Annotated in this window: 20 protein-coding genes and 4 pseudogenes; 16 read left to right on the forward strand and 8 right to left on the reverse strand. The window is 36.5% G+C overall.

What is annotated here, in order from left to right; all coding sequences use genetic code 11:
- The first annotated feature begins 102 nt into the window (after positions 1 to 102).
- The 3 genes from H6G25_RS00110 (at position 103) to H6G25_RS00120 (ending at position 2,746) form a co-directional block, all read left to right on the forward strand.
- Entirely contained in the window at positions 103 to 765 is a 663-nt protein-coding gene (locus H6G25_RS00110) for a pentapeptide repeat-containing protein (RefSeq protein ID WP_190390747.1), read from the forward strand.
- 184 nt (positions 766 to 949) lie between these two features.
- On the forward strand, positions 950 to 1,774 hold the full coding sequence (locus H6G25_RS00115; RefSeq protein WP_190390748.1) for an SDR family oxidoreductase: 825 nt from the start codon (positions 950 to 952) through the stop codon (positions 1,772 to 1,774).
- Positions 1,775 to 1,810: 36 nt separating this feature from the next.
- Positions 1,811 to 2,746, forward strand: a complete 936-nt coding sequence (locus tag H6G25_RS00120) for an alpha/beta hydrolase (RefSeq protein WP_137907692.1) — start codon at positions 1,811 to 1,813, stop codon at positions 2,744 to 2,746.
- Between the two features lie 171 nt (positions 2,747 to 2,917).
- Here the strand turns inward: H6G25_RS00120 and H6G25_RS00125 are convergent, their stop codons facing one another.
- On the reverse strand, positions 2,918 to 3,811 hold the full coding sequence (locus H6G25_RS00125; protein ID WP_190390749.1) for a bestrophin family ion channel: 894 nt from the start codon (positions 3,809 to 3,811) through the stop codon (positions 2,918 to 2,920).
- A gap of 116 nt (positions 3,812 to 3,927) precedes the next feature.
- Between H6G25_RS00125 and H6G25_RS00130 the strand changes: the two genes are divergently transcribed.
- The 7 genes from H6G25_RS00130 to H6G25_RS00160 all read left to right on the forward strand — a co-directional run bounded on the left by H6G25_RS00130 (position 3,928) and on the right by H6G25_RS00160 (position 13,843).
- Positions 3,928 to 7,521 (forward strand): hydantoinase B/oxoprolinase family protein, encoded by a 3,594-nt coding sequence (locus tag H6G25_RS00130; RefSeq protein WP_190390750.1) that lies wholly within the window; start codon positions 3,928 to 3,930, stop codon positions 7,519 to 7,521.
- A 71-nt stretch (positions 7,522 to 7,592) separates the two neighbouring features.
- A complete protein-coding gene (locus H6G25_RS00135; protein WP_190390751.1) occupies positions 7,593 to 8,435 on the forward strand; it encodes a YaaW family protein in 843 nt (280 codons plus the stop codon).
- Positions 8,417 to 9,712, forward strand: coding sequence for an O-antigen ligase family protein (locus H6G25_RS00140; protein ID WP_190390752.1), 1,296 nt, complete (start codon positions 8,417 to 8,419; stop codon positions 9,710 to 9,712). The genes H6G25_RS00135 and H6G25_RS00140 overlap by 19 nt, the downstream gene beginning before the upstream one ends.
- A 454-nt stretch (positions 9,713 to 10,166) precedes the next feature.
- Positions 10,167 to 10,706, forward strand: coding sequence for a Ycf51 family protein (locus H6G25_RS00145; RefSeq protein WP_190390753.1), 540 nt, complete (start codon positions 10,167 to 10,169; stop codon positions 10,704 to 10,706).
- Positions 10,707 to 10,904: 198 nt separating this feature from the next.
- Entirely contained in the window at positions 10,905 to 12,056 is a 1,152-nt protein-coding gene (locus H6G25_RS00150; RefSeq protein ID WP_190390754.1) for an iron-containing alcohol dehydrogenase family protein, read from the forward strand.
- A 284-nt stretch (positions 12,057 to 12,340) separates the two neighbouring features.
- Entirely contained in the window at positions 12,341 to 13,546 is a 1,206-nt protein-coding gene (locus H6G25_RS00155) for an aspartate aminotransferase (RefSeq protein ID WP_190390755.1), read from the forward strand.
- 39 nt (positions 13,547 to 13,585) lie between these two features.
- Complete coding sequence (locus H6G25_RS00160; RefSeq protein WP_190390756.1) at positions 13,586 to 13,843, forward strand: hypothetical protein; 258 nt, start codon at positions 13,586 to 13,588, stop codon at positions 13,841 to 13,843.
- A gap of 307 nt (positions 13,844 to 14,150) precedes the next feature.
- Here H6G25_RS00160 and H6G25_RS00165 read toward each other — a convergent pair whose 3' ends face one another.
- From H6G25_RS00165 to H6G25_RS00175, 3 genes and pseudogenes are all read right to left on the reverse strand, one after another.
- Positions 14,151 to 14,561, reverse strand: a complete 411-nt coding sequence (locus H6G25_RS00165) for a transcriptional regulator (RefSeq protein WP_190390757.1) — start codon at positions 14,559 to 14,561, stop codon at positions 14,151 to 14,153.
- Positions 14,549 to 14,656, reverse strand: a pseudogene (locus tag H6G25_RS00170) (type II toxin-antitoxin system HigB family toxin); the annotation flags it as partial. The pseudogene H6G25_RS00170 and the gene H6G25_RS00165, both read right to left, overlap by 13 nt.
- Complete coding sequence (locus H6G25_RS00175; RefSeq protein ID WP_190390916.1) at positions 14,638 to 14,784, reverse strand: hypothetical protein; 147 nt, start codon at positions 14,782 to 14,784, stop codon at positions 14,638 to 14,640. The gene H6G25_RS00175 and the pseudogene H6G25_RS00170, both read right to left, overlap by 19 nt.
- Before the next feature lie 255 nt (positions 14,785 to 15,039).
- Between H6G25_RS00175 and H6G25_RS00180 the strand changes: the two genes are divergently transcribed.
- Positions 15,040 to 15,300, forward strand: a complete 261-nt coding sequence (locus H6G25_RS00180) for a UPF0175 family protein (protein ID WP_190390758.1) — start codon at positions 15,040 to 15,042, stop codon at positions 15,298 to 15,300.
- Positions 15,297 to 15,785, forward strand: a complete 489-nt coding sequence (locus H6G25_RS00185; protein ID WP_190390759.1) for a DUF3368 domain-containing protein — start codon at positions 15,297 to 15,299, stop codon at positions 15,783 to 15,785. Before H6G25_RS00180 ends, H6G25_RS00185 begins: the two co-directional genes overlap by 4 nt.
- 189 nt (positions 15,786 to 15,974) lie before the next feature.
- Here the strand turns inward: H6G25_RS00185 and H6G25_RS00190 are convergent, their stop codons facing one another.
- The 4 genes from H6G25_RS00190 to H6G25_RS00205 form a co-directional block, all read right to left on the reverse strand.
- Positions 15,975 to 17,366, reverse strand: a complete 1,392-nt coding sequence (locus tag H6G25_RS00190) for a hypothetical protein (protein ID WP_190390760.1) — start codon at positions 17,364 to 17,366, stop codon at positions 15,975 to 15,977.
- A 207-nt stretch (positions 17,367 to 17,573) separates the two neighbouring features.
- The gene (locus H6G25_RS00195) at positions 17,574 to 17,909 is read right to left on the reverse strand and encodes a hypothetical protein (RefSeq protein ID WP_190390761.1); all 336 of its coding nucleotides are present in this window, start codon (positions 17,907 to 17,909) and stop codon (positions 17,574 to 17,576) included.
- 379 nt (positions 17,910 to 18,288) lie between these two features.
- Positions 18,289 to 20,997 carry a CHAT domain-containing protein gene (locus H6G25_RS00200; RefSeq protein WP_190390762.1) on the reverse strand — a complete coding sequence of 903 codons (2,709 nt, stop codon included), beginning with the start codon at positions 20,995 to 20,997 and terminating at the stop codon, positions 18,289 to 18,291.
- 152 nt (positions 20,998 to 21,149) lie between these two features.
- Complete coding sequence (locus H6G25_RS00205; protein ID WP_190390763.1) at positions 21,150 to 21,599, reverse strand: DUF29 domain-containing protein; 450 nt, start codon at positions 21,597 to 21,599, stop codon at positions 21,150 to 21,152.
- An 82-nt stretch (positions 21,600 to 21,681) separates the two neighbouring features.
- Between H6G25_RS00205 and H6G25_RS00210 the strand changes: the two are divergent.
- The 4 genes and pseudogenes from H6G25_RS00210 to H6G25_RS00225 form a co-directional block, all read left to right on the forward strand.
- Positions 21,682 to 22,668, forward strand: a pseudogene (locus H6G25_RS00210) (aspartate aminotransferase); the annotation flags it as partial.
- 165 nt (positions 22,669 to 22,833) lie between these two features.
- Positions 22,834 to 22,947, forward strand: a pseudogene (locus H6G25_RS00215) (1-acyl-sn-glycerol-3-phosphate acyltransferase); the annotation flags it as partial.
- A gap of 73 nt (positions 22,948 to 23,020) precedes the next feature.
- A pseudogene (locus H6G25_RS00220) lies at positions 23,021 to 24,046 on the forward strand (HindVP family restriction endonuclease).
- A 94-nt stretch (positions 24,047 to 24,140) separates the two neighbouring features.
- Positions 24,141 to 24,443 carry a DUF2288 domain-containing protein gene (locus tag H6G25_RS00225; RefSeq protein WP_137906543.1) on the forward strand — a complete coding sequence of 101 codons (303 nt, stop codon included), beginning with the start codon at positions 24,141 to 24,143 and terminating at the stop codon, positions 24,441 to 24,443.
- Positions 24,444 to 24,521 lie beyond the last annotated feature (78 nt).

The following is a 24,521-nucleotide window of genomic DNA, read 5'->3' on the forward strand; positions in this document are numbered from 1 at the left end:
AGATTCCATGCCGATAGCAGCAGCAATCAATCGTTATACTGAACAAATGACTGCATAACCCATCATTTGTTCAACTATTATCTTAATTTTCACCAATACATCATGACGAGCGAATTGGAGCGGTACTACAGAATCTTGGAATTAGAACCAGGGGCCACACTGGAAGAAATAAATCAGGCTTATAAAGATTTAGTGTTTGTTTGGCACCCAGACCGCCTCCCAAAAGATAATCCGCGTTTACAACACAAAGCCCACGAAAAACTGAAATTATTGAATGTAGCTCGTGATAAACTACGCTCTTCACTAGATAAACAGCCAACTCCCTCTGACCCTCAAGGGACTCAACCACCATCTACTTATTCTTACTCACCAAAAACAACCTATCAACAACCACAGCCAAATTCAGATTTGAGCGGTAAAGATTTTAGTCGCGCTAACTTGAGCAATCGGGATTTATCAGGAAGAAATTTGAGTTATGCTAATTTAAGCGGTTCTAACCTAAGTGATACTTTTATGCACAAAGTCATTCTGAGAGGTGCGGATTTGTCAGAAGCCAATCTATTTAGAGCTAACTTACTTTTAGCGGATTTAAGAGAAGCCAATTTACGCTCGGCAAATTTGATTGGTGCGGATTTTAGCGGGGCTGATTTGCGGGGCGCTGATTTGACAGGAGCAAGAATTCGTTCAGGCGATCGCTTGCTGGTAAAATTAATTGGTGCTAACTTAGCCGGAGCTATCATGCCAGATGGGACAATTCATGCCTAAAATTAAATCTAGCGCGTAAAAAGCAAAGAAACCAAGTCAACCTACCGTTATAGATATGAATAGCCAGAAATAAAAAAGTTAACCTAATAGCCATTAGTTAAAAACTTGCATATTCCTGTACTATTTGATTATTAACTGGTAATTGTTAAAAATACTTTAATTTATTTTAGTTCTATTAAACATCATGAATATTGCAATCATCGGTTGTGGTTACGTAGGTTATGCAGTTGGCAAATATTGGCAGTCAAACAGTAATTTTGTGCTGACAGTCACCACAACTAGCCCAGAACGTATACCAGTTTTAGAAACAATTTCACCGAAAGTTATTGTCACTCCAGGTAATGATTTAGTAGGGTTAAAAGCCGTATTAAAAAATCAGAATGTTGTCTTGTTAAGTGTAGGAGCAAAAAACGCAGATTCCTATGAAGAAACCTATGTAGAAACTGCTAAAAATCTAGTTTCTCTACTTCCCAAATTCCCTAATGTTCGTCAAGTAATATATACAGGTAGTTATTCAGTTTATGGAGATAGAAATGGCGTATGGGTAGACGAAGAAAGTCCACCCGCACCAGCTAATCGCAATTCTCAACTGTTGCGAAAAACAGAAGACATATTATTATCAGCAAATAATGAAAATACCCGCGTGTGTATTCTCCGTTTAGGAGGTATTTATGGACCTGGTAGAGAATTGGTAAAAATATTTGGTAGAGCCGCAGGAACAACCCGCGCTGGTAATGGAGAAGATATCACCAATTGGATTCACCTTGATGATATAGTTGGTACTATAGAATTTGCCCGTGAACATCGCTTAGAAGGTATTTATAATCTTGTTGATGATAGTCATCTCACGAATAAAGAATTACTTGATAATCTGATGACAAAAAATAATTTACCTAATGTTATTTGGGATGCAAATAATAAAAATATCCGCCCCTATAATGCCTGGGTATCCAATCAAAAACTTAAAGATGCCGGTTATCAATTCATTCATCCCCGTATCATTTTTTAGCAATTCTTAAAGCTCCCCCTATAAAAACTTAAAATTATGTCCTTATCTAAATCCAAAACAGCATCTCCTACCCAATATTATCTTTGGCAAAATTACCGCTGTGCTTACGAAATTCATCAACCGCTCAATTCTCCAGCAACGGGTATTCCTTTACTGTTAATTCATCCCATAGGGGTAGGATTATCACGGCAATTTTGGCAGCGATTCTGCCGAGAATGGTATGATAAAAATCACCAAAATCCTATTTACAATCCCGATTTACTGGGTTGTGGTGAAAGTGATATGCCACCTCTAGCACACAAACCAATTAACTGGGCAAAACAGTTACAATACTTCTTGCAAACTGTGGTCAAAAAACCTGTTATTATCGTAGTGCAAGGGGCTTTATTACCAGTTGCTATTGAATTAGTCAAACTGGAAAAAGAATTAATTGCTGGGTTAGTATTTTCTGATCCTACATCTTGGCCAGTAATTACTAAAAACGCCCCTAAATGGCAACAAAATCTACTTTGGAGCATTTTTACATCCCCCATAGGTAATGCTTTTTTCCGCTATGCTCGCACCCGCAAATTTTTGTATTCTTTCTCCGTGGAAAAATTGTTTGCTGCTAGTGAAAATGTTGATGATGAATGGTTAAATATGCTAGAAGCAGATGCTAAAAATATCAATGGACGTTATGCAGTATTTGCTTTTTTAGCCAGGTTTTGGCAAAGAGACTACAGTAGTGATATTGCTGCAATTCCCTATCCTACATTGTTAGTTATGGGACAAAACTCTCTGGGTATTAGTAAAGAAAGCAAACAAGAAAGTCCAGATCAAAGATTAGCGCATTATCTCAATTGTGTATCTCAAAGTCAGGGAATAAAAATAACTGGGAAAAATGTTATGCCCTATGAATCTACTCAGGCATTTGTTGAGGGAGTATCTCCGTTTATAATCAAACTCACAGAATCAAATTTTGAGAATCATTAACCGCAGATTAACGCAGATTAACGCAGATTAAAACTGATAAATTACAGCAGTTTCCGATATTATGAAGTACAGATATTAATAATAAAACTCTTGTGGTGCGGGCAAGATGCCCGCACAAGGTGTACCTCAATCAAAGCTAATTGCTGTAAATTACAGCAGTTTCCGATCTGATTATAATTTTTGCACACTAGGAGTTAAGCTGATGATATCATCAATATTTCGTTTCATGGTTTGGCAAATTGCGTCTAAAGGTAAGTCATTTTCATCATAACCAAAGGGGTTTTCAATTTCTAAACCAATGGCTTCAATACCAAATAAGGTAAAACTGACTAAAGCAGAAATTAACCCAGTCCACCAACCCAAACTCTCTACTATTTGAAATGGCAAAAGGAAGCAGTATAAAAACAATAATTGTTTGAGGTGAATAGCATAAGCTAGGGGCATGGGTGTTTTTAAAATTCGTTCACAGGCACCTAAATTATCTACCAAAATATTCAACAATTCTTGCAAAGAAGCCATTTGATAACTATTGAGACAATTACGATTATACTGCTGTTGTAAATAATCACTAATCCAAAAAGCAATTTCTAAAGGAGGATTATTCATAATCTTTAATTTGATATATTTAGATTCGGGTATTAATGCTTCTAAATCACTATTGATAGGTTCACTTCGTAAATGCAATTTTGTCGCTATTCCAAAAGCTGCAAGTAGGTTTAAAGCATCAATTTTATTATCTTTATCTCTCAATTCTTTTTCATCAACACATACCCAGATTTGTCGGGCTAAATTGCGGATAGTATTAACCATTGAACCCCAGCATTTTCTTCCTTCCCAAAAACGTTCATAAGCTGTATTAGTCCGAAATACTAATAACAAACCTAAGACTATACTGGGAATAACACTAGCTAAAATAGGTTGAGAAACAGGGATATGAGCATGATACAGTAGAGAAATTAATACTCCAAATGCCCCAGATAGAATCACCTGTTGGTAAATAGAATAAATTACTGAACCTTTGATTTGTAAAGCAGTTTTAAACCATTGAGATTTGGTAATTATCATAAAATTTTCCAGTAGATGTAATCTGAGATATAATATACAAAATATCGGCAAACCTGGCAATACTTAATTAACAGGGTTCTCCAAATTTATAACTATTGACAGAGGTGTAATCTACAATGAATTGGGAATTTTGGATTGATAGGGGTGGTACGTTTACTGATATTGTCGCCAAAAGCCCAGACGGTAAGCTACAAATTCATAAGCTATTATCCGAAAATCCCGAACGGTACACCGATGCCGCAATAGAGGGAATTAGGCAAATTTTAGGCATTTCTGATTACGAGGCTATTCCTAGTCAAGAAATCGCAGTTGTTAAAATGGGAACAACAGTAGCCACAAATGCTCTCCTGGAAAAAAAGGGAGATAGAACTGTTTTAATTATCACTAAGGGGTTTGCAGACGCTTTAAGAATTGGGTATCAAAACCGTCCTGATATTTTTGCTCGGCAAATTATTTTACCAGAAATGTTGTATGAGCAGGTGATTGAAGTAGAAGAACGTTACAATGCTCAAGGTGAGATATTAATTAACTTAAATTTAGATAGTGTTCATCTACAACTACAAACAGCTTACAATAATGGCATTCATTCCTGTGCAATTGTTTTTATGCACGGTTATCGCTACACTAACCATGAAAAACAGGTTGCTAACCTCGCCAAAAACATCGGCTTTACTCAAGTTTCAGTATCTCATGAAGTTACCCCGTTAATGAAGTTAGTTAGTCGGGGTGATACAACGGTAGTAGATGCTTATTTATCCCCGATTTTACGAAGATATGTCAATCAAGTAGCCAGTCAGTTGGGAGAAAATGTCACCCTCCAGTTTATGCAATCTCACGGGGGTTTAACTGACGCGGAAACATTTCAAGGTAAAGATAGTATCTTATCAGGTCCTGCGGGGGGAATTGTCGGGGCGGTGCAAACTAGCATCCTAGCAGGATTTAATAAAATTATCAGTTTTGATATGGGTGGTACATCTACGGATGTTGCCCATTATAATGGTGAATATGAACGCACATTAGAAGCGGAAGTGGCTGGGGTGAGATTCCGCACACCAATGATGGCTATTCATACAGTTGCAGCGGGTGGTGGCTCAATTTTACATTTCGATGGTTCTCGCTATCGCGTCGGACCAGAATCCGCTGGTGCAAATCCTGGACCGGCTTCCTACTCTAAAGGTGGACCACTGACAGTTACAGATTGTAATGTGATGGTGGGTAAGTTGCAACCCGCTTTTTTTCCCCAGGTATTTGGTAGAGAAGCAAATTTACCATTAGATGTAGAAATTGTCAAGGGTAAATTTGCGGAATTAAGAGCAGAAATTGGTGATCATCGCCCAGCGGAGGAAGTAGCCACAGGTTTTCTGACCATAGCTGTTGATAAAATGGCCAATGCAATTAAGAAAATCTCGCTCCAACGTGGTTATGATATATCCGAATATACTTTATGCTGTTTTGGTGGTGCCGGTGGACAACACGCTTGTTTAATTGCTGACGCTTTAGGGATGAAACAGGTATTGATTCATCCCTATTCTGGGGTTTTATCTGCTTATGGGATGGGTTTAGCAGATGTTAGAGTCTTAAAGGACAAAGCTATTGAAGCGGTTTTAGAATTAAAATTGTTATCAGATTTGAAAGCAGTATTCGCAGAATTAGCAGCAGCGGGGAAAAAAGAATTAAACCGCCAAAATCCTGGTAATGTGGAGATTTTATTGTATAAAAAACTGCATTTAAGATATGAAGGAACAGACGCGCCTTTAGTGGTAGATTTCGCTGATTTAGAAGCAATAGAGGATCAATTTGCAGAATTACACCGTCAGCGTTATGGCTTTATTGTCCCGGAAAAGCGGTTAATTGTGGAGGCGGTAACGGTAGAATTAGTATTACATCATCATCGCCAAACTGTCACCGTAATTTCACGAATAAATGATAATTTACCTGTTGCGGAGACAACCGTACAAATGTTTACGGCTGGAAAATGGTGGAATACTCCAGTTTATCGTCGGGAGAATTTACAACCGGGGGACTGTATTTTAGGTCCTGCAATTATTGTAGAAGCGACAGGTACAAATATTATTGAACCTAACTGGAAAGCGGAATTAACTAATATTCAGAATTTGATATTAAAGCATAATGGAAATGCTCGATCTTTAATCAAAAATTCACAATCTAAAATCCAAAATCGTCAAGACGCGGTTATGTTGGAAATTTTTAATAATTTGTTTCGAGCGATCGCTGAACAAATGGGTATAACATTACAAAATACCAGTTCCTCTGTCAATATTAAAGAAAGACTTGATTTTTCCTGTGCAATTTTCGATCATCATGGACAATTGGTAGCAAATGCGCCGCATATTCCTGTCCATTTAGGTTCTATGAGTGAAAGTGTTCAAGCTTTGATTTCCACTCATGAAAATAATATTAAACCGGGTGATGTTTTTGCTGCTAATAATCCCTACAATGGGGGAACACACCTTCCAGATATTACAGTTATTACTCCTGTATTTCTCAATGCTAATTTTCCCATTTTTTATGTTGCTTCCCGGGGACATCATGCAGATATTGGTGGAATAACTCCTGGTTCTATGCCACCTTATAGTACAAATATAGCAGAAGAAGGAATTTTATTAGATAATTTTCAACTAGTTAATTCTGGGATTTTCTGTGAACAAGAATTAATTAATTTACTCAGCAGTGAACCTTACCCAGCTAGGAATATTTCTCAAAATATCGCCGATTTAAAAGCGCAAATTGCAGCGAATCAAATCGGTGTTCAAGAACTTCTAAAAATGGTAGAACACTATAGTTTAGAAACTGTCCAAGCTTATATGGGTTTTGTCCAAGACAATGGGGAAGAATCTGTTCGTCGAGTCATTGAAGTTTTAAAAAACGGTAGTTTTAGTTATGCTTTAGATGATGGAAGTATGATTAAAGTAGAAATTACCATTGATAAAAACTCCAGAAATGCCAAAATAGACTTTACTGGTACTTCACCACAATTAAATAATAACTTTAATGCACCTTCAGCAGTATGTAAAGCAGCAGTTTTATATGTTTTTCGCACCTTAGTAAATGACGATATTCCTTTAAATGCAGGATGTATGAAACCTTTAGAAGTTATTATTCCTGAAGGTTGTATGTTAAACCCCTCCTATCCCGCTGCGGTAGTTGGGGGAAACGTGGAAACTTCCCAAGCAATTACCGATACTTTATATGGGGCTTTAGGTGTGTTAGCAGCTTCCCAAGGAACGATGAATAATTTCACTTTTGGAAATGAAAAATATCAATATTATGAAACTATTTGCGGTGGTTCTGGTGCGGGTGCAAATTTTGATGGAACAGACGCAGTTCATACTCACATGACTAATTCTAGATTAACAGATCCCGAAGTTTTAGAATGGCGTTTTCCTGTGATTTTAGAAAGTTTTGCAATTCGTCAACATAGTGGTGGTCAAGGTCAATATCACGGTGGAAATGGTGTAATTCGGCGGTTACGATTTTTAGAAAATATGACAGCAGGAATTTTAGCAAATCATCGCATTATTCCCCCATTTGGTTTATGTGGTGGAGAAGCAGGTATAGTAGGTAAAAATTATGTAGAAAGAAATAACGGAACTGTGGAGAAATTAGCAAGCAAAGCCGTGGTAGAAATGAATCCTGGAGATATATTTGTGATTGAAACTCCTGGTGGTGGAGGCTACAGCCAGTTGTGATGGGGTGAATTTTCATTGATAACGTAGTAGAATAGGTGACAGATAAGTTGTACGGAAGAGAGGACGGGAAATTGGAAGAACTCAGGACAGTATTAGAATTAGCCACCGAAGAAGAATTACAGGACTTGACAGCAATTCTGTTTAGTCGCAAATTTAACCCCTTAGATTATGTTCACACCCCCGAACCCATTACAGTACAAAGCCAAGACCGTCAAGCGTGGTTAGACGCTATCGAGAACCGTTTTCGTTTTTTAGCCGCCGACGGGATCACGGTATTACGGGGGAAGACTGGTAAAGTAACTTACAGACAAGCCCTGATTCAAGTCTGTAAATATCTGAAAATTCACTATGATCAAAATTTAACAACAGTTGATTTAGAAGCAGAAGTATTTTTACATTTGTTAGGAAAGGTTTGGAAACAACTACCAAAAACAGAAAAGCAGCAACTAACTATTAATTTGCAACGTCAGTTAGTAGAATCGAACTTAAAACAACCATTACCATTATCATTGCACCATGATCCTTTAGGATTAATATTTAAAGGTGGTAGCGCCTTGGCTGTAACTTCTGTAATTCAACCCTTTGTACTGCAAACTATCGCCCGTGAATTTGCTGTTCATTTTGCTACCTATCAAGTAGCTAAACAAGCAGCAATTACAGGTACAGGACTAGCGACTAAACAGTTTCAAAATCATGTAGCTTTGCAAATGTCTCGACGGGGTATGACCATGAGCGCAGCCCGTTATAGTGCAGTTCGTAGTGTATTTGCTTTTATCGGTCCAATGATGTGGGCTTGGTTTTTTGCTGATTTAGGTTGGAAAGCGATCGCTACAAACTATGGCAGAATAATTCCTACAGTGTTTACCCTCGCCCAAATTCGTCTTACCCGTACAGAATGCTGGGAAATAGCTTAAAAAAAACCTTTTATCATCCGAATTTCCGCTTACAAACTCCTGGGAATTGGCTGCAATTTGGACTAATATCTTTCCCCCTGAGTCCATTTTTAGGGGGTATTTCCATAGCTGTAGCTTCATTACTAACTTGGCGCAAACAATACCATATCATTCGCCAGTATCCAATTCACCAGGGATTTGCTATTTTGAGTATTTTACTACTCATTAGCACCGGATTTGCTGCTCACAAACTAGATGCTTTTTTAGGTTTATTCAACTTAATACCCTTCTTTTTCTTTTTTGCAGGACTAACTTCCCTCATACAAACACCTACCCAATTAAGACAAATATCCTGGATAATGGTATTTGGTTCTATACCTATTTTAATCATAGGATTTGGGCAATTATTTCTGAATTGGAACTTTAAATTTCAGGTTTTATGGATTGTTTTTGATTGGATAGTTGCACCAGGAGGATTACCACAAGGACGCATGGCTTCTAACTTTATGCACGCTAATACTTTAGCCGCATATTTAGTAACTATTTTGATTTTAGGTTTAGGTTTATGGCTAGAAAACTATCAGAAACTCAAACAAAAAAATCCCCTAATCATCTTTTTAACAATCACAGTATTTGCTAACCTTATCGCCTTGATTTTAACTAATTCTCGCAATGGCTGGTTCATAGCTATTTTTGCTTGTTTAGCTTATGCTTTATATCAAGGTTGGCGATTAATTGTTGGTGCTGTTGTCAGTATTACCAGTTGTTTTTTATTAGCAGCTTTTGCACCTTCACCCATAGCAGAATTTTTCCGTAAATTCGTTCCCTATGGAATTTGGGCGCGGTTAAATGATGATATGTTTCCTGATAGACCGATAGCATTAATGAGAAAAACCCAATGGGAATTTGCTTTAAATTTAACCCAAAAACACCCCTTAACTGGTTCAGGTTTACGCAGTTTTAATGAACTGTATAAAACCCAGATGCAAATTGATATAAATCATCCCCATAACCTCTTTTTAATGTTATCAGCAGAAACAGGTCTAATTACCACCTTATTATTTTGTGGGTTACTAATTTGGATATTAATTACAGCTAGTCAACTTTTATGGAACTCCCAAACCATAGAACCAAAAAATCGCCTCATCTTTTTTAGTTATTTAATTACATTTATCAGCTGGATATTATTTAATACCGTTGATATCACTATCTTTGATATTCGGTTAAATACCCTGGCTTGGATATTTCTAGCTGCATTGTGTGGAGTTATGTACCAATATCAATCACATCATAAGTAGGTTGGCGTTAAAAATTGTCGTTATGACAAGGGAAGAGGGAACTCTTAACTGGGAACTCTTAACTGGGAACAGGGAAGAGGTTTTAGGCCACTTTACTTTTCGTTACTTACAGCGATTTTCGGGTAAATGAACCACATTTTATATCTCACGCAAAGGCGCAAAGACGCAAAGGAAGAAAGGAATAGAAAAATTAGCGTGTGGTACAAATACATGAAAACTGCTGTATGTTGGTTTTTTTCCGTTAACCTACTTAAATTCAGAGATAATTAAAACTGACAACAGCATTAATGTATTTAATTACACCACACCCTGACTACCTTCTTCCTTCGCGCCTTTTCTACTTTGCGCCTTTGCGCGAAACAATTCGTTCTGTTAATTAACCCTATAAACCGTGGTTCATTCACCTGAAAATCACTGGAATTAGTAAAATAAAAAAGTTCGTAATTAAAACCCTATGCCTAGTACAGATAATTTTTTACAATACACCCAATGGTCAGGTATTGCTACAATAGTATTTGCAGTTTTGACAATCTTAGCCTTTATACTCAAATGGGGCTTTCGCTTTCGATTAGTGGGTGCAACTGGCTTTATGCTGGTACTGACAGGGGGGTTATTTTCATTGTCCCTTGTTCCCTTGAGTCGTACAGTTATTCCGGGCGCTGTTAAATACACTCTAGTTTATGATAACGGTTCTAACCAAACGGTAATTTCCACCCTCCCGGAAATCACTCCCACAGAATTAGAAGCCACTTTACGTCAAGCAGCTAGTAACCTGTATTCCTATGGTCGCTTAGGTAGCGGCGGAAACAAGCAATTAACAGTCCGCGCCCGCACCATTATCCACCCAGAAATCGGGCTGTCTGTACCCCTGTACCTGGGTGAAGTCAAACGCACTCTAGTCAATCGTGAAGACCCGGAAATGACAATCAAAATTTATTTGGACAAATTTGCTTCACTACCAAAACCCGCTGCGTCAAGATTAGACATTTCCTAAAAACAGAATATAGAGACGTTTCAGTAAACGTCTCTAGAAGCTATAGCATTTTTTAGCTTTCAGCAGTCGGTTATATTGGGAAATAAATATTTTCCTATATTCCCTATTTGCACATTTTTTTGCTATATACAATACAATAAAGATTATTTTTTTAAAATCTGATTAAGAAATATCAATATTTTTGGCAAAATAGAGATCATGCCTAATCAAAATCTTACCGAAACTTTGTCTACTCAAGCTGCTAGTTCATTTTTCAGCCTTTCTATTTCCCCAGGGAAAGTAATTCTCGGCGCTGGTGTGTTGTCAACAGTTGGCGCTCAAGTCGCTAATTTGGGAACTCGTCCGTTAATTGTAGCCGGAAATCATACTCTTAATCTGAGCAAAGAGCATTTAAAACCTCTTTTCCAATCTCAAGAATTACATTCTATCTTGGTTTCCTATGGCGCTGATTGTTGTGAAACTAGTCTGAAAGCCTTACGCAAAGCCGCTAAGGAACATAAGGCTGATATTATTATCGGTATTGGTGGTGGTAAAGCCTTAGATACCGCTAAATTAGTCGCTCACCAGTTAACATTACCAGTGATCACAATTCCCACCTCTGCGGCTACTTGCGCGGCGTGGACTGCCCTTTCTAATGTATATTCAACAACGGGGGCGTTTTTGTATGACGTGGCTTTATCTCGCTGTCCAGAGTTGCTAATTTTGGATTATAATTTAATTCAGACTGCACCGCAACGGACCTTAGTGGCAGGTATTGGAGATGCGATCGCTAAATGGTACGAAGCATCAGTAAGTAGTGGAAATTCACAACAAACTTTAATTATTGCTGCGGTTCAACAAGCGCGAGTTTTACGAGACATATTACTACAAAAGTCCGCTACTGCGTTACAGTTCCCAGGTACAGAAATTTGGCAAGAAGTTGTAGACGCAACCGTACTCCTAGCTGGGGTAATTGGGGGTCTAGGGGGGGCGCAATGTCGCACAGTCGCTGCCCATGCGGTTCATAATGGCTTAACCCATATTTCGGGACATAATAGCATTCATGGGGAGAAGGTAGCTTATGGTATCCTGGTACAACTGCGGTTAGAAGAAATGATCCAGGGAAATCAACTAGCAGCGTCAGCAAGACAACAATTGTTGAAGTTCTACGCAGAGATTGGACTACCCCAAAAATTAGCAGATTTGGGATTAGGTAATATCACTTTGGGTGAGTTACAAACAGCAGCAGAAATTAGTTTAGAACCTAATTCTGATATCCACCGTCTACCGTTTAAAGTAGCGTTGGAACAATTAATGGCCGCAATGGTTTCTACCACTGCACCAAATCAATTAAAAATTAAAAATGGGTAATAGGTAATTGGTAATAGGTAATAGGTAATGGGTAATAGGTAATTGGTAATAGGTAATAGGTAATGGGTAATGGGTAATTGGAAATATCAACTGTCACCTATTCCCTGTCACCTGTCACCTATCAACTGTCACCTATTCCCTGTCACCTATTCCCTGTCACCTGTCACCTATCAACTGTCACCTATTCCCTGTCACCTGTTCCCTGTCACCTATCACCTGTTCCCTGTCACCTGTTCCCTGTTCCCTGTTCCCTGTTCCCTGTTCCCTATTTCGAGGTTGAAAGAATGAATTTAAGTTGGATTACTCCCGCAGAACGGATACAAAAGTTACCTCCTTATGTTTTTGCTCGTTTAGATGAATTAAAAGCGAAAGCTAGGGAGCAAGGACTGGATTTAATTGATTTGGGTATGGGAAATCCCGATGGTCCTACACCTCAACCTGTAATAGAAGCTGCCATGACGGCCTTGCAAAATCCCGCTAATCATGGTTATCCTCCATTTGAAGGGACTGCAAGTTTCCGTAAAGCTATTACTCAATGGTATCATCGTCGCTATGGTGTGGTACTTAATCCTGATAGTGAGGCTTTACCCTTACTCGGTTCTAAGGAAGGTTTGGGACATTTAGCGATCGCCTACATTAATCCTGGTGATACTGTATTAGTACCTTCACCATCTTACCCTGTACATTTCCGTGGTCCGATTATTGCTGGGGGAATTATCCACAATTTAATTCTTAAAGAAGAAAATAACTGGTTAATTGATTTAGCGGCCATTCCTGACGAAGTAGCCAGAAAAGCCAAAATTCTCTATTTTAATTATCCTAGTAATCCTACCGCAGCCACCGCCCCCCGGGAATTTTTTGAGGAAATTGTCGCGTTTGCGCGGAAGTATGAAATCCTGTTAGTTCATGATTTATGTTATGCAGAATTAGCTTTTGATGGTTATCAACCCACTAGTTTATTAGAAATTCCCGGTGCTAAGGATATAGGGGTAGAATTTCACACCTTATCTAAAACCTATAATATGGCAGGTTGGCGCGTTGGGTTTGTCGTCGGAAATCGTCACGTAATCCAAGGTTTGCGGACACTCAAAACCAATTTAGATTATGGCATTTTTTCCGCTTTACAAACAGCAGCAGAAACCGCTTTACAACTTCCTGATTCTTATTTACATGAAGTGCAGCAACGTTACCGCACTCGTCGAGATTTTTTAATTGATGGTTTGGGTAAGTTGGGGTGGAATATTCCTAAAACTGAAGCAACTATGTATTTGTGGATAAAATGTCCGGGGGGAATGAATTCTACAGATTTTGCTTTGAATGTTTTACAGCAAACAGGGGTAGTAGTCACTCCTGGAAATGCTTTTGGTGTGGGTGGTGAAGGCTATGTCAGAATTAGTTTAATTGCAGATTGCGATCGCTTGGGTGAAGCTTTACAAAGATTCAAGGAAGCGGGTATTTGCTATCAATCGCAAGTTTCTGTTTCTGCGTAATAATTAAGGTGAATACACAATCTCAAAAGCATTAAGATTATGACAATTCTGGAAAAAGTAGTAACTACGATGCAGCAGTTACCTATAGATCAACAGCAGCAAGTTCTCCGTTTTGTTGAGTTTCTAGTATTTGAATTGGGTAATCACCAACTTAATCAAGATTCTGAAAACTCAAATTTCAAAAAACCTGAAACTTCTCCTCATGATCTATTGAGAAAATGGGAAGGAGTTATTGAAGGTGGGGTAGACGATCTTTCTTTTAATAAGAAATACATAAAAGAATATGGGCAGAAATGAATCAGCAGATAATTCTTGATACTGGTGTTTTGGTTGCTTATTTGAGGAAATCTGATCGCTTTCATCAATGGGCTGTAACTCAACAGAGATATTATAAACGATAAAATACAATATGAATTAGAAGATGACTTAAAAGAAGAATATGATTTAAGTCATCTAAAAAACCCTATTTGGGGTAAATATTCTCAACGGTATCAAGAAAGATATAGTGTTACTATTCATCATGAAGATGGGACAACAACAGTAGAACATTTCCCTAAACAAAATGATATAATTACTCTTGATCCTGATGTGAAACAATATTTTACTAATTCAGAAAAACTTTAATGTTTACCTGAAACCGTTCTGCTAATTGTTGAATTTGATTAAAAGTTAATGCTTTTTCTTTGGTTAAAATACCCTGTATGGTTTCGGATGAACCAATTTGAGGTAAATCTGATAAACTCAGTTTGTGTTCTTCCATTAAATAAGCTAATACATCATTTCCATGACAATTAGGAAGAGGATAATGTTCTGTTTCATAAGCCTCAATTATCGTTCCTAATGTATCTAATAAATCATAAAGAGGATGTTGTTCATTAGTACCGATTTCATCAAGTAAATCATTTAATCTTATAATTGCTTGTTCATATTCTTCTTCATTACGAATTGTTAGTAAAGGAGAAATAGCACTCCAGTGGGTATTAATATCTGGGGGAAGAGTGGTTAGTTTTTCCATATATTTTTGTCGTATTCTGAATGAGTTAAGATATAACAAATGTAAACTTTTTGGCGATTAAAGTGAATAGAAGTAATCAACCGATATTTATTACCACAGAAACTATCGAACCACCACCAAAACCTATACCTAATACTTGTACTGTTCTTTCTAAAGAGCGATCGCTTTTAGCTTGTTCTATTTCTACTATACCACGAATTGAGTTTACGGCTTGATCTAACAACTGTGAACCATCCCCCTCCCCGCAAGGGAGGAGGGGGCTATGATGTATATTAAGATTTAACTCGTTCCCAGACTCTGGCTGGGAATGCAGTTTTTCAGGCTCTGCCTGAAGTAAAATGATACAGTGGAGGCAGAGCCTCTGTAATTCATTCCCCGTCAGAGACAGAGAACGAGGGAACGAGAGTAACATTTTCAAAATTCATTGACTCTCAATATTAATTTGAATTATAATTGTTAGAGAAGTTGTATCTTAAATATGAATAAATTAATCTTAGAAATTCCTGATCAAGTAACTGAGGGATTACGTCTACCTCCTGATGAACGTCTGCATCGCATCCGCACTGAATTGGCAATTAGACTTTATCAAAAAAGGATTCTTTCTTTTGGTAAAGCCCGTGAATTGTCGCAATTAAGTAAATGGGAATTTCATGAGTTATTGGGACAAGAAAATATTGATCGTAGTTATGATTTAGAAGAGTTAGAAACAGATTTAGAGACATTAGAAATATTATCATGAAAGCAGTTAGTAATTCATCGGTTTTAATTGCTTTAAGTAGTATTGGACAATTAGAGTTAATTAATCAACGGTTTCCCGATGGTGTTATAATTCCACAAGCTGTGTGGAAAGAAGTTGTGGAGACAGGTATAGGAAGATTTGGCGCAGAAAAAGTAGCAAAAGCTTCATGGTTAACTATTTTACCAGTTAGTAATATTGCTTTAGTATCGTTATTAAAATTAGAGTTAGATGAAGGTGAATCAGAAGCAATAACCCTGTTTATTGAAAAACCTAATCAAGCTATTTTACTTGATGAAAAAAGTGCTAGACGAGTTGCAAAACAAATGAATTTACCAGTATTAGGTACAGTAGGAATTTTGATTTGGGCTAAACAAAATGGATTAATTCCTAATTTAAGAGAACAACTGGATGCTTTGCAATCTGTTGGTAAGTTTCGTTTAAGTAATTTAATTTACCAAGAAGCTATTAAAAAAGTTGATGAATAGTGTAGAAAATTATTGGGTTTCACTTTGTTCAACCCAACCTACATTACAGGAGAAAAATTTTTACTCCATCAGGTAGAAGAATTTTGTCTAATATTTGATCTAATAATTCTATGGTGTTACCTTTGATAATTCCTTGTATTTTCATGATTTATTCCTTCATTAAATATCTCAGTTATGATTCATTGTCACCTACAATTTCCGCTTTTTGATCCATACAACCAACATAGCTAGAAGAGTACATACTATAGTAGCAATAATGCTTAAAATTAAAGATGCTAAAAAGGGATTTTTTGGTAATAAAGGTTGATTGATTGTACCTATGTGTTGAACTATGATACCGGAAAATATAGCACCACCACCAAAACCTATACCTAATACTTGTACTGTTGTTTCTAAAGAGCGATCGCTTTTAGCTTGTTCTATTTCTACTATACCACGAATTGAGTTTACGGCTTGATCTAATAATTGTGAACCATGTTGAAAATAGCCTAAATCGGCTTGAATTTGCCGTTTAAAGGTGGCACAATTCTTATTTAGGAAAATTTCTAGAAAATCTAAATTTTCACCGTTTAAATTATGTTTTATTTGTGCTAATTTATCGCTATAATTATCTGCATTAATCACAATTGTATTTTGGGAATCTTCTAAACTTAAAAGTAATCTGGTGTATTCAAGTGCTAATGTAGGAAACGCTTTTAACTGGTTTTGTAATTTCTTTAAATCCTGTCTGGTTATATCTTGATTGTTTTTCAGTTCGAGAATTTTATTAACTTCAGATTCTATATCTCTATACTTTTTATCTAAGTCTTTATATATAGCCCGACTGTCTTTATAAGCTTTGATTATCTTACTATGACGAAAAAACAAATCTAGTAATTCTGAACAAGATTGATCAAATTTATTTCCAGTTTCTTCTTTTGTAAATAAACAAATTAAAACTTGTTGATATTGACTAGATTGATTTGGTAAACCATATTCAAATATCGGACTACCAAATAATTCACCTTGACGATAAAAAGGTGGAATTGTATTTTGATTAGGGAAAATTTGCTTTAAACATTCGTCAGCTATTTTTTGATGATCATTTTGAATTTTAGCATTATTTATCCAAGCTGTAATTAAGATAGTTTGTCCCAGAAATAAAGGATGTACTGGTAAAATTAAGCAATTATTGGGATTTAAAAGTTTGAGAAAATCAGTTTCTACATCTTCCGTAGGTTGGTTATTTTCCTGTTCTGGACGACGTAAATTTAACCACAAACCGTAACTATCAGAAATTCGACAAGGATAAGCTAAACCTGTAATTAAAATATCTTGTTGAGGACTTGGGTTAACATTCCCCTCAAAATATACATCTACTTCATTTTGATCATTCAGAATATCTACTTTATTAAATCTTTCATCTTTATTAACATCAATTTTTTGACTGAGTTGTAGATCTTGTTTGAGAACTTCTTTAATAATATCATTACCACGTTCCCAGATAAAGTTTAAATCTTTACTATCTATATTATCATCAAAATTTGAGCCTTTATAAAGTTGAAAAGTGAAAACGTGAATATTAGGTGCATATATTTTCATAATTTAGCTATACCAAATACGACTGAAATGTGAATTTTGACAAGATTAAAAAAACAGTTAATTTAAGCCCTGGTAACTGAAAATCGCCGCTACACAAACAAATTCCGCCCGCGCAGACTAAAAATCAAGGATTTGATTTTGTCTGTGTAGACGCGATTTCTAACCACCAGTTTAACTTGTATAATCAACCGATTTAGTAATTTTTAATTATGGGTTTTGGGGCGGTGTCTTTTTTTCTTTCAGTTTTTCTAGGTCCTCTTGTAAAAGTCGGTAGCGATTTTCTACGGTGTTTTCTTCCTTTTCTGGTTTAGTTCTAGGGACTCTAACAATTTCCCTTTCTTCTAATAAAACTGCATCTCTAACATCTTCATGCTCAAGATACCATTGACGGATAGCTTCTGCAACTACTTCCGGGGGTTTAGTTTCTATACCAGCGATAGTTTTTTGTAATTCTGTGATAGCAGCTATAGCAGCGTCGGAAAAAACATAATCTTGGTTTCTCACGACTTCGGTAAATGCTTGGATAATTTGATTAGCTTCCATAGATTTAGTTTGTGAATTGATTAATATTTTAGCTGATTTTAACTCGTTCCCTGACTCTGGCTGGGAATGCAGTTTTTCAGGCTCGGCCTGAAGTAAAATAATATAGTGGAGGTAGAGCCTCTGCAATTCATTCCCGGTCAGAGACAGGGAACGAGGGAAAACGCACTCGCATAAACTAGAAAGTCAAAATTTATAAAAATTGATTCTAGGATTAATATAGTCGGTTTTAACCGACTTTAGCTTTTAGACAGAGAATTTATTCTCTGGCTTAAGAATACATCAATTTTCATTAATTTGACACTTACAATCACTGCTAAATCTCTACATGAAATAATACGAAATTTTTGATAATGTTGGGTTTCACTTTGTTCAACCCAACCTACACAGGAGATATTACAGGAGAAACGGCACAAAAACCAGCCCAAAAATATGGTTTGTTAAATGGTTGATGTTCAGGTTTATATTCCGTAGATAATAAATTAATAATTTCCTGTTTTTGTTCCTCTTTCATTTTAGTTTTCTGCTTCAACCAATCAATGATTTGTACCTGTGTGGCTTTGCGTAACCATTCCTGGGCTGTGTTTAGTGCCAATGTGATATCCTGGGGATTATTGGCGATATTTTCATATAATTTAATCATTAAAATAGCGGTCTGAAAATCATTCACAGTCCACAAACTGCTAACAATATTAACTGCACCGGCTTTGATAAAACCACTGGATAAACCAATAAATTCATCACTGTTATTTTTAAAATCAATTACGCCGGTTTCGCAAGCAGAAAGACAAACAAGATAACATTGAGGGAGATTTAATTCTAAGATTTCTGCTAATGTTAAACATTTTGATAAATCAATAGCAGTTTCTTCATTAATTCTCGCATAACCAGATGAAGATGTTGTCAAAAGTGAAGGATTAACTTCCGAGTCAACAAGTTGTAAAGCTGATTTTAAAGGTGATTCTAAATCAAAACTACCGTGACAAGAAAAATGTAACCATTGGGAATTAGTAAATTTATTAAATGTGGTAGTCTCCTGTAAATTGGCTTTGCTGGCCTCATTATTTTTGAGGATTTGCTGAGGGTCGAAACTAGCTGCAATGGTTTCCACTTCAATGTTAGTAAAACGCAAATTGTTATTAGGATCTTGAATTGCAAATAGGTTACTTAATCTTGTTCTCTCTCTTTGTAGAATAGGGTTAGAAAGACGTTCTTTAGCAATATTCAAAAGTTGACAACTGGGTGCATAACTGACACCACCAGGATATTTATCAAATAAATATTCTGAATTTGTAGATAAAGGAATAGCATGAAAAGGTAATAAGTGTAAATAACGGTGGGGAATGATAATTATTTTTTGAATATGCTTTGGAACTTGGGCAATTATTTGATTAATATGGAAAATTTCTGCAAGTTTGGTAAGTTGATAATTTAAATCATTTCGCCATTTGTTACGGTCGGAATAGTAAAGGGTGAGATATTTATTAATCCAATCTCTGAATTGATCTAAATCTTCCTCTGTAGATTTCCAAATTATTGGTTTATCGTTGTTTTTGGTAATAATGAAAGCCCGGAAACAAGCATTAAAAATGTAAAATTGAATAATTGCAGTTTTCTCATCTAACAGATTTTGAATTTCTGAATATTCAATTGGTGTAAAATCAACCTTTTCAGCAATCAATTCTACTAAATTGCGGGTTTTACTGCGTTCAATATAACTGATAGCTTCCCTTTCTTTACCCAGCACTAAACAAACTTCCACCATGAGTACAAAAAGTTTATTCCATTCTTCTGCTTGTTTGCGTTTACTTTCTTCCCCAGAAATAATTTCCGCCCGCAAACCTTCAACTGTGGCAATGGCAGATTTAAAGGTATCGTAAGCTAAATCAAACTGTTGTGAATCTTGGTAAGCAATACCCAAATTGAATAAAGTTTGAGCATTTTCTACAGGAAAATCGGTGGGGGTTCTCACTTTTAAAGCATTATTATAAGCAGCGATGGCAATTTCCAGATTATCCGCTTTATCTCCCCTGATTCTATCACTGTAGGCAGTCCCCAGATTATTTTGCGTCGTTGCCCATTCTTTAGGAAAAGCGGTGCGGGTATAAACTTTTAAAGCATTATTATAAGCAGCGATGGCAATTTCCAGATTATCCGCTTTATCTCCCCTGATTCTATTAAGGTAAAGGTAGGCATTCCCCAGATTATTTTGCGTCATTGCCCATTTTTCAGGAAAATCGGTGCGGGTTCTCACTTTTAAAGCCTTATTATAAGCAGCGATGGCATTTTCCAGATTCTCCGCTTTATCTCCCCTGATTCTATCACTGTAGGCATTCCCCAGATTATTTTGCGTCGTTGCCCAATCTACAGGAAAATCGGTGCGGTTATAAACTTCTAAAGCCGCATTAAAAGCAGCGATGGCATTTTCCAGATTCTCCGCTTTATCTCCGCTGATTCTATCACTGTAGGCATTCCCCAGATTATTTTGCGTCATTGCCCAATCTTCAGGAAAATCGGTGCGGGTGAAAACTGTAAAAGCGATTTCATAACCAGTAATAGCAATTTCCATATTATCGGCTTTGTTACCTAAAGGAAATTGCTGTATCAAATTGCTAAAATTACCTATCACTACAGCGATATCTCTTGCTGTGTTTGGTTCTGCTTCTTGTAGTTTTTTTGTTACGCCAACCTGTAATAATCTAACAAAGGTGAGATTAAGTTTATCCGTATTTGCAGCCAGTAATGGGTAAACTACCTGGGGATTATATTCACTTTCTGCGGTGGCTTGTAATACTTCTGATAAAAATTGTAAATAGGTATCAAAATCTGCTTCATTAATCGGCGTTTCTGGTTCTGGGGTTAGGGCTATATCTAACTCTTCACTCAGTTGAGAAGCTAAAGCCAGCAACCAGTTAGCAGTATTTTCCTCTTCTTGTTGGGTAAAGGTCTCTGCTACCCCTACCACCACTTGTAAAAAACCAACATCGAGTAATTCCCTGTTAGCTTGTAATATAGCCGCTTTTTCACCATTGGAACAACTAAGCAGTTGTTGAATTAGCTGATAATATGCCTGTAGACGCTGTTCATCCATAAGTTAGGGTTGGGTAGAGTAGAACCTAGATCATGCTTCAATAGTATCTTGACACATTGCGGACAATATTACCCTACAAATCCCGAAAATTCTGATTCAGACAATTAATTATCCTGTAAATCCTCAAATCCTGGACATCCTGATTCAGACAATTATTCCCAAAAGTCCACATTTAACATTGCTTCAATATCACAACTAAACGGCCACCTATCAGGAAATTCGCACTGTGGATAACCATTGCGGACAATTTTCAGAGCATCTGCATAAACTTCATCAAATACTTGGCTAAAATAAGGCTTGAGACTAGGTGAATTTTTGAGTAACTTTCTGATTCCAATTCTTTGTTTAATGATTAATTCTACCCCCCCACGATAACAATCAGGGATATGCACATAATTCCGCTTGAGAATGTGTTCAAAAAGTTCTGCTAACCGATTTTCAAGTTCACGTTTATCTGAGCGCCCCAAGTCCTCTATCTCTTCTATCAAATTATCAATATCTAGTCCTTCTATATCTCTATTCCGTAATTTGTGGACAATATCTTCAATCCAGAGTAAATAGTCTTGCTCATACAAAGATACTGCAATTGGTGTCTGTGTCATGGCTGTAAACCCTCTAAATGACCTAATTTCATTTTAAGTGACATCATTTGTAATCTTCGACAATCAACCTGTAAACTAGCAAAATCATGGTTATCCTCCATTTGAAGGGACTGCAAGTTTCCGTAAAGCTATTACTCAATGGTATTATCGTCGTTATGGTGTGGTACTTAATCCTGATAGTGAGGCTTTACCCTTACTCGGTTCTAAGGAAGGTTTGGGACATTTAGCGATCGCCTACATTAATCCTGGTGATACTGTATTAGTACCTTCACCATCTTACCCTGTACATTTCCGTGGTCCGATTATTGCTGGGGGAATTATCCACAATTTAATTCTTAAAGAAGAAAATAACTGGTTAATTGATTTAGCGGCCATTCCTGACGAAGTAGCCAGAAAAGCCAAAATTCTCTATTTTAATTATCCTAGTAATCCTACCGCAGCCACCGCCCCCCGGGAATTTTTTGCAGAAATTGTCGCTTTTGCGCGGAAGTATGAAATCCTGTTAGTTCATGATTTATGTTATGCAGAATTAGCTTTTGATGGTTATCAACCCACTAGCTTATTAGAAATTCCGGGCGCTAAGGATATAGGGGTAGAATTTCACACCTTATCTAAAACCTATAATATGGCAGGTTGGCGCGTTGGTTTTGTCGTCGGAAATCGTCACGTAATCCAAGGTTTGCGGACACTCAAAACCAACTTAGATTATGGCATTTTTTCCGCTTTACAAACAGCAGCAGAAACCGCTTTACAACTTCCTGATTCTTATTTACATGAAGTGCAGCAACGTTACCGGACTCGTCGAGATTTTTTAATTGATGGTTTGGGTAAATTGGGGTGGAATATTCCTAAAACCGAAGCAACTATGTATTTGTGGATAAAATGTCCGGGGGGAATGAATTCTACAGATTTTGCTTTGAATGTTTTACAGCAAACAGGGGTAGTAGTCACTCCTGGAAATGCTTTTGGTGTGGGTGGTGAAGGCTATGTCAGAATTAGTTTAATTGCTGATTGCGATCGTTTGGGTGAAGCTTTACAAAGATTCAAAGAAGCGGGGATTTGCGCTTGATTATCTATCGGGCAATAAAATATAATTTTGAGAAGTAGCAACACCAACGATTATAGCATCTAAGTAGGTTGGCGTTAAAAATTGTCCTTATGACAAGGGAACAGGTAACTCTTAACTCTTAACAGGGAAGAGGTTTTGGACAACTTTACTTTTCGTTACTTATGTCTGGTTTTTTCCGTTCACCTACTTAGTTATTTTGACCCACCTATAGTTTCCAGTTGTGTCCGTCGTCCAGTCGCTTACATGGCCAAAGAAGAATTATTTAAAGTTCCTGTTTTAGAACATAAATATCAAAAAATTAATTTATAATTTATAGTGAAATTATTATCTAAATAATATCAAAGTCAGACTAATGCCACCAGAAAATGTACAAGTAGGCTTATTTGGATTAAATCATTCTAATAGAGATTTTTCTCAAAGAGAAAGTTGGGGAAAGAATCAATTTAATAATTCTTTTCCTGCATCCTTAGCTTGTTATATGTATCAGAAAGGTTTAAAACTCAATTATTTAACCTTGGACAAGCAGTTAAAAATCCAGCATCAAGAAATAGATATTTCTCAAATATTTGGTATCACTCCTCTTTATGATCATTTATTTTTCTACTTTCAAAGTGACTATGTACCTTATAGAAAAATAGTTGTTGGTAAATTACCGTGAGTTGATTTAGTAAACCATGATCTTAGTAGAGATAATGCTTGTTTACGAAGTATAGAAATTAAATTAACTGCATTACCTGATAATTCGACTTATCGTTTACCAGATCATCAATACGGCTGTGAAATTGTTACCAGACCAGATACTATTGTCTATCTTGCTTTGAGTATTGCTCATAAATTTGAAAATTCAAGAGATAAATTACTCAATTATCTTCAACCCGTATGTAGTCAAATTGAAGATTGGTCAAGTATCCGTCAGGTATTGCCTTTTATTCCGAAAATTGTAGATAGTTTAGATACTTTAATAATTGAAAATATAGCAATTCAATCTCCATTAGTTATGCAACCAATATGGAAAACGGTTGGTAAGATTTCCAAACTTTATCAAAACTGTTTAGATATTTTCATCTGGAGTAACTTTGGTTTTACCCGGCTTTTCTTTGATATCACTAAAAGATTAGCTAAATCAGAAGAAACTATCCAAAGACCTATGCGTTCTGTTGTCTGGTTGGTAAAAATGTTATATGAATTTGCTCTTGTTGGTAAGATAAATCATAAATTAGTTATTGATACATTAACCTATAACACCAAGAATGATAAAGCCTTTGCTTTAAGTGGTTCTAACACTCGTCCTTATATGATTTGTGATAATTTAGTTAAACCCAGAATTACCAAAGCAGGACTTACGCAAAATATCTCTCAAATCCTCATTTCTCCGTGACCTCTGTGCCTGGAGTGGTTCGTTATTCCATGAATCTTGCGTAAGTCCTAGTTATATTGTAAAATCAAACTAGTAACTAAAAAAGTGGGAAATTATGTCGGAATTACGAGAAAAATTACAGCAAAATCTTGATGAAGCAGAATGGGAATGGTTAATTCCCCATGTTCAAAAAGATGCAGTGATTGTAGTAGCGGAAAATTTAGACTTATTAGATGTGGGAGAAGCGATCGCTAGTGATAATATTCTTTCAGTACAACATTGGATAGATGAACAATTATTAGCTAAACCTACAGTAGATCAAGTGGGAGAATGGAATTTCCACCGTAACAAGCGATTTAATGCTCTTATCGTTGAACCTTATGTGTTAGTAAAAGAAATAATTACTCCCATCTCGTAAATTATTAATATTATATTAATAATATATTAATATTTCATGACAGTTGATTGAACTGATTATTTGCGAGAAATTAAAAAC

It is taken from the genome of Dolichospermum sp. FACHB-1091 (genome assembly GCF_014697585.1).
GTDB lineage: Bacteria > Cyanobacteriota > Cyanobacteriia > Cyanobacteriales > Nostocaceae > Dolichospermum.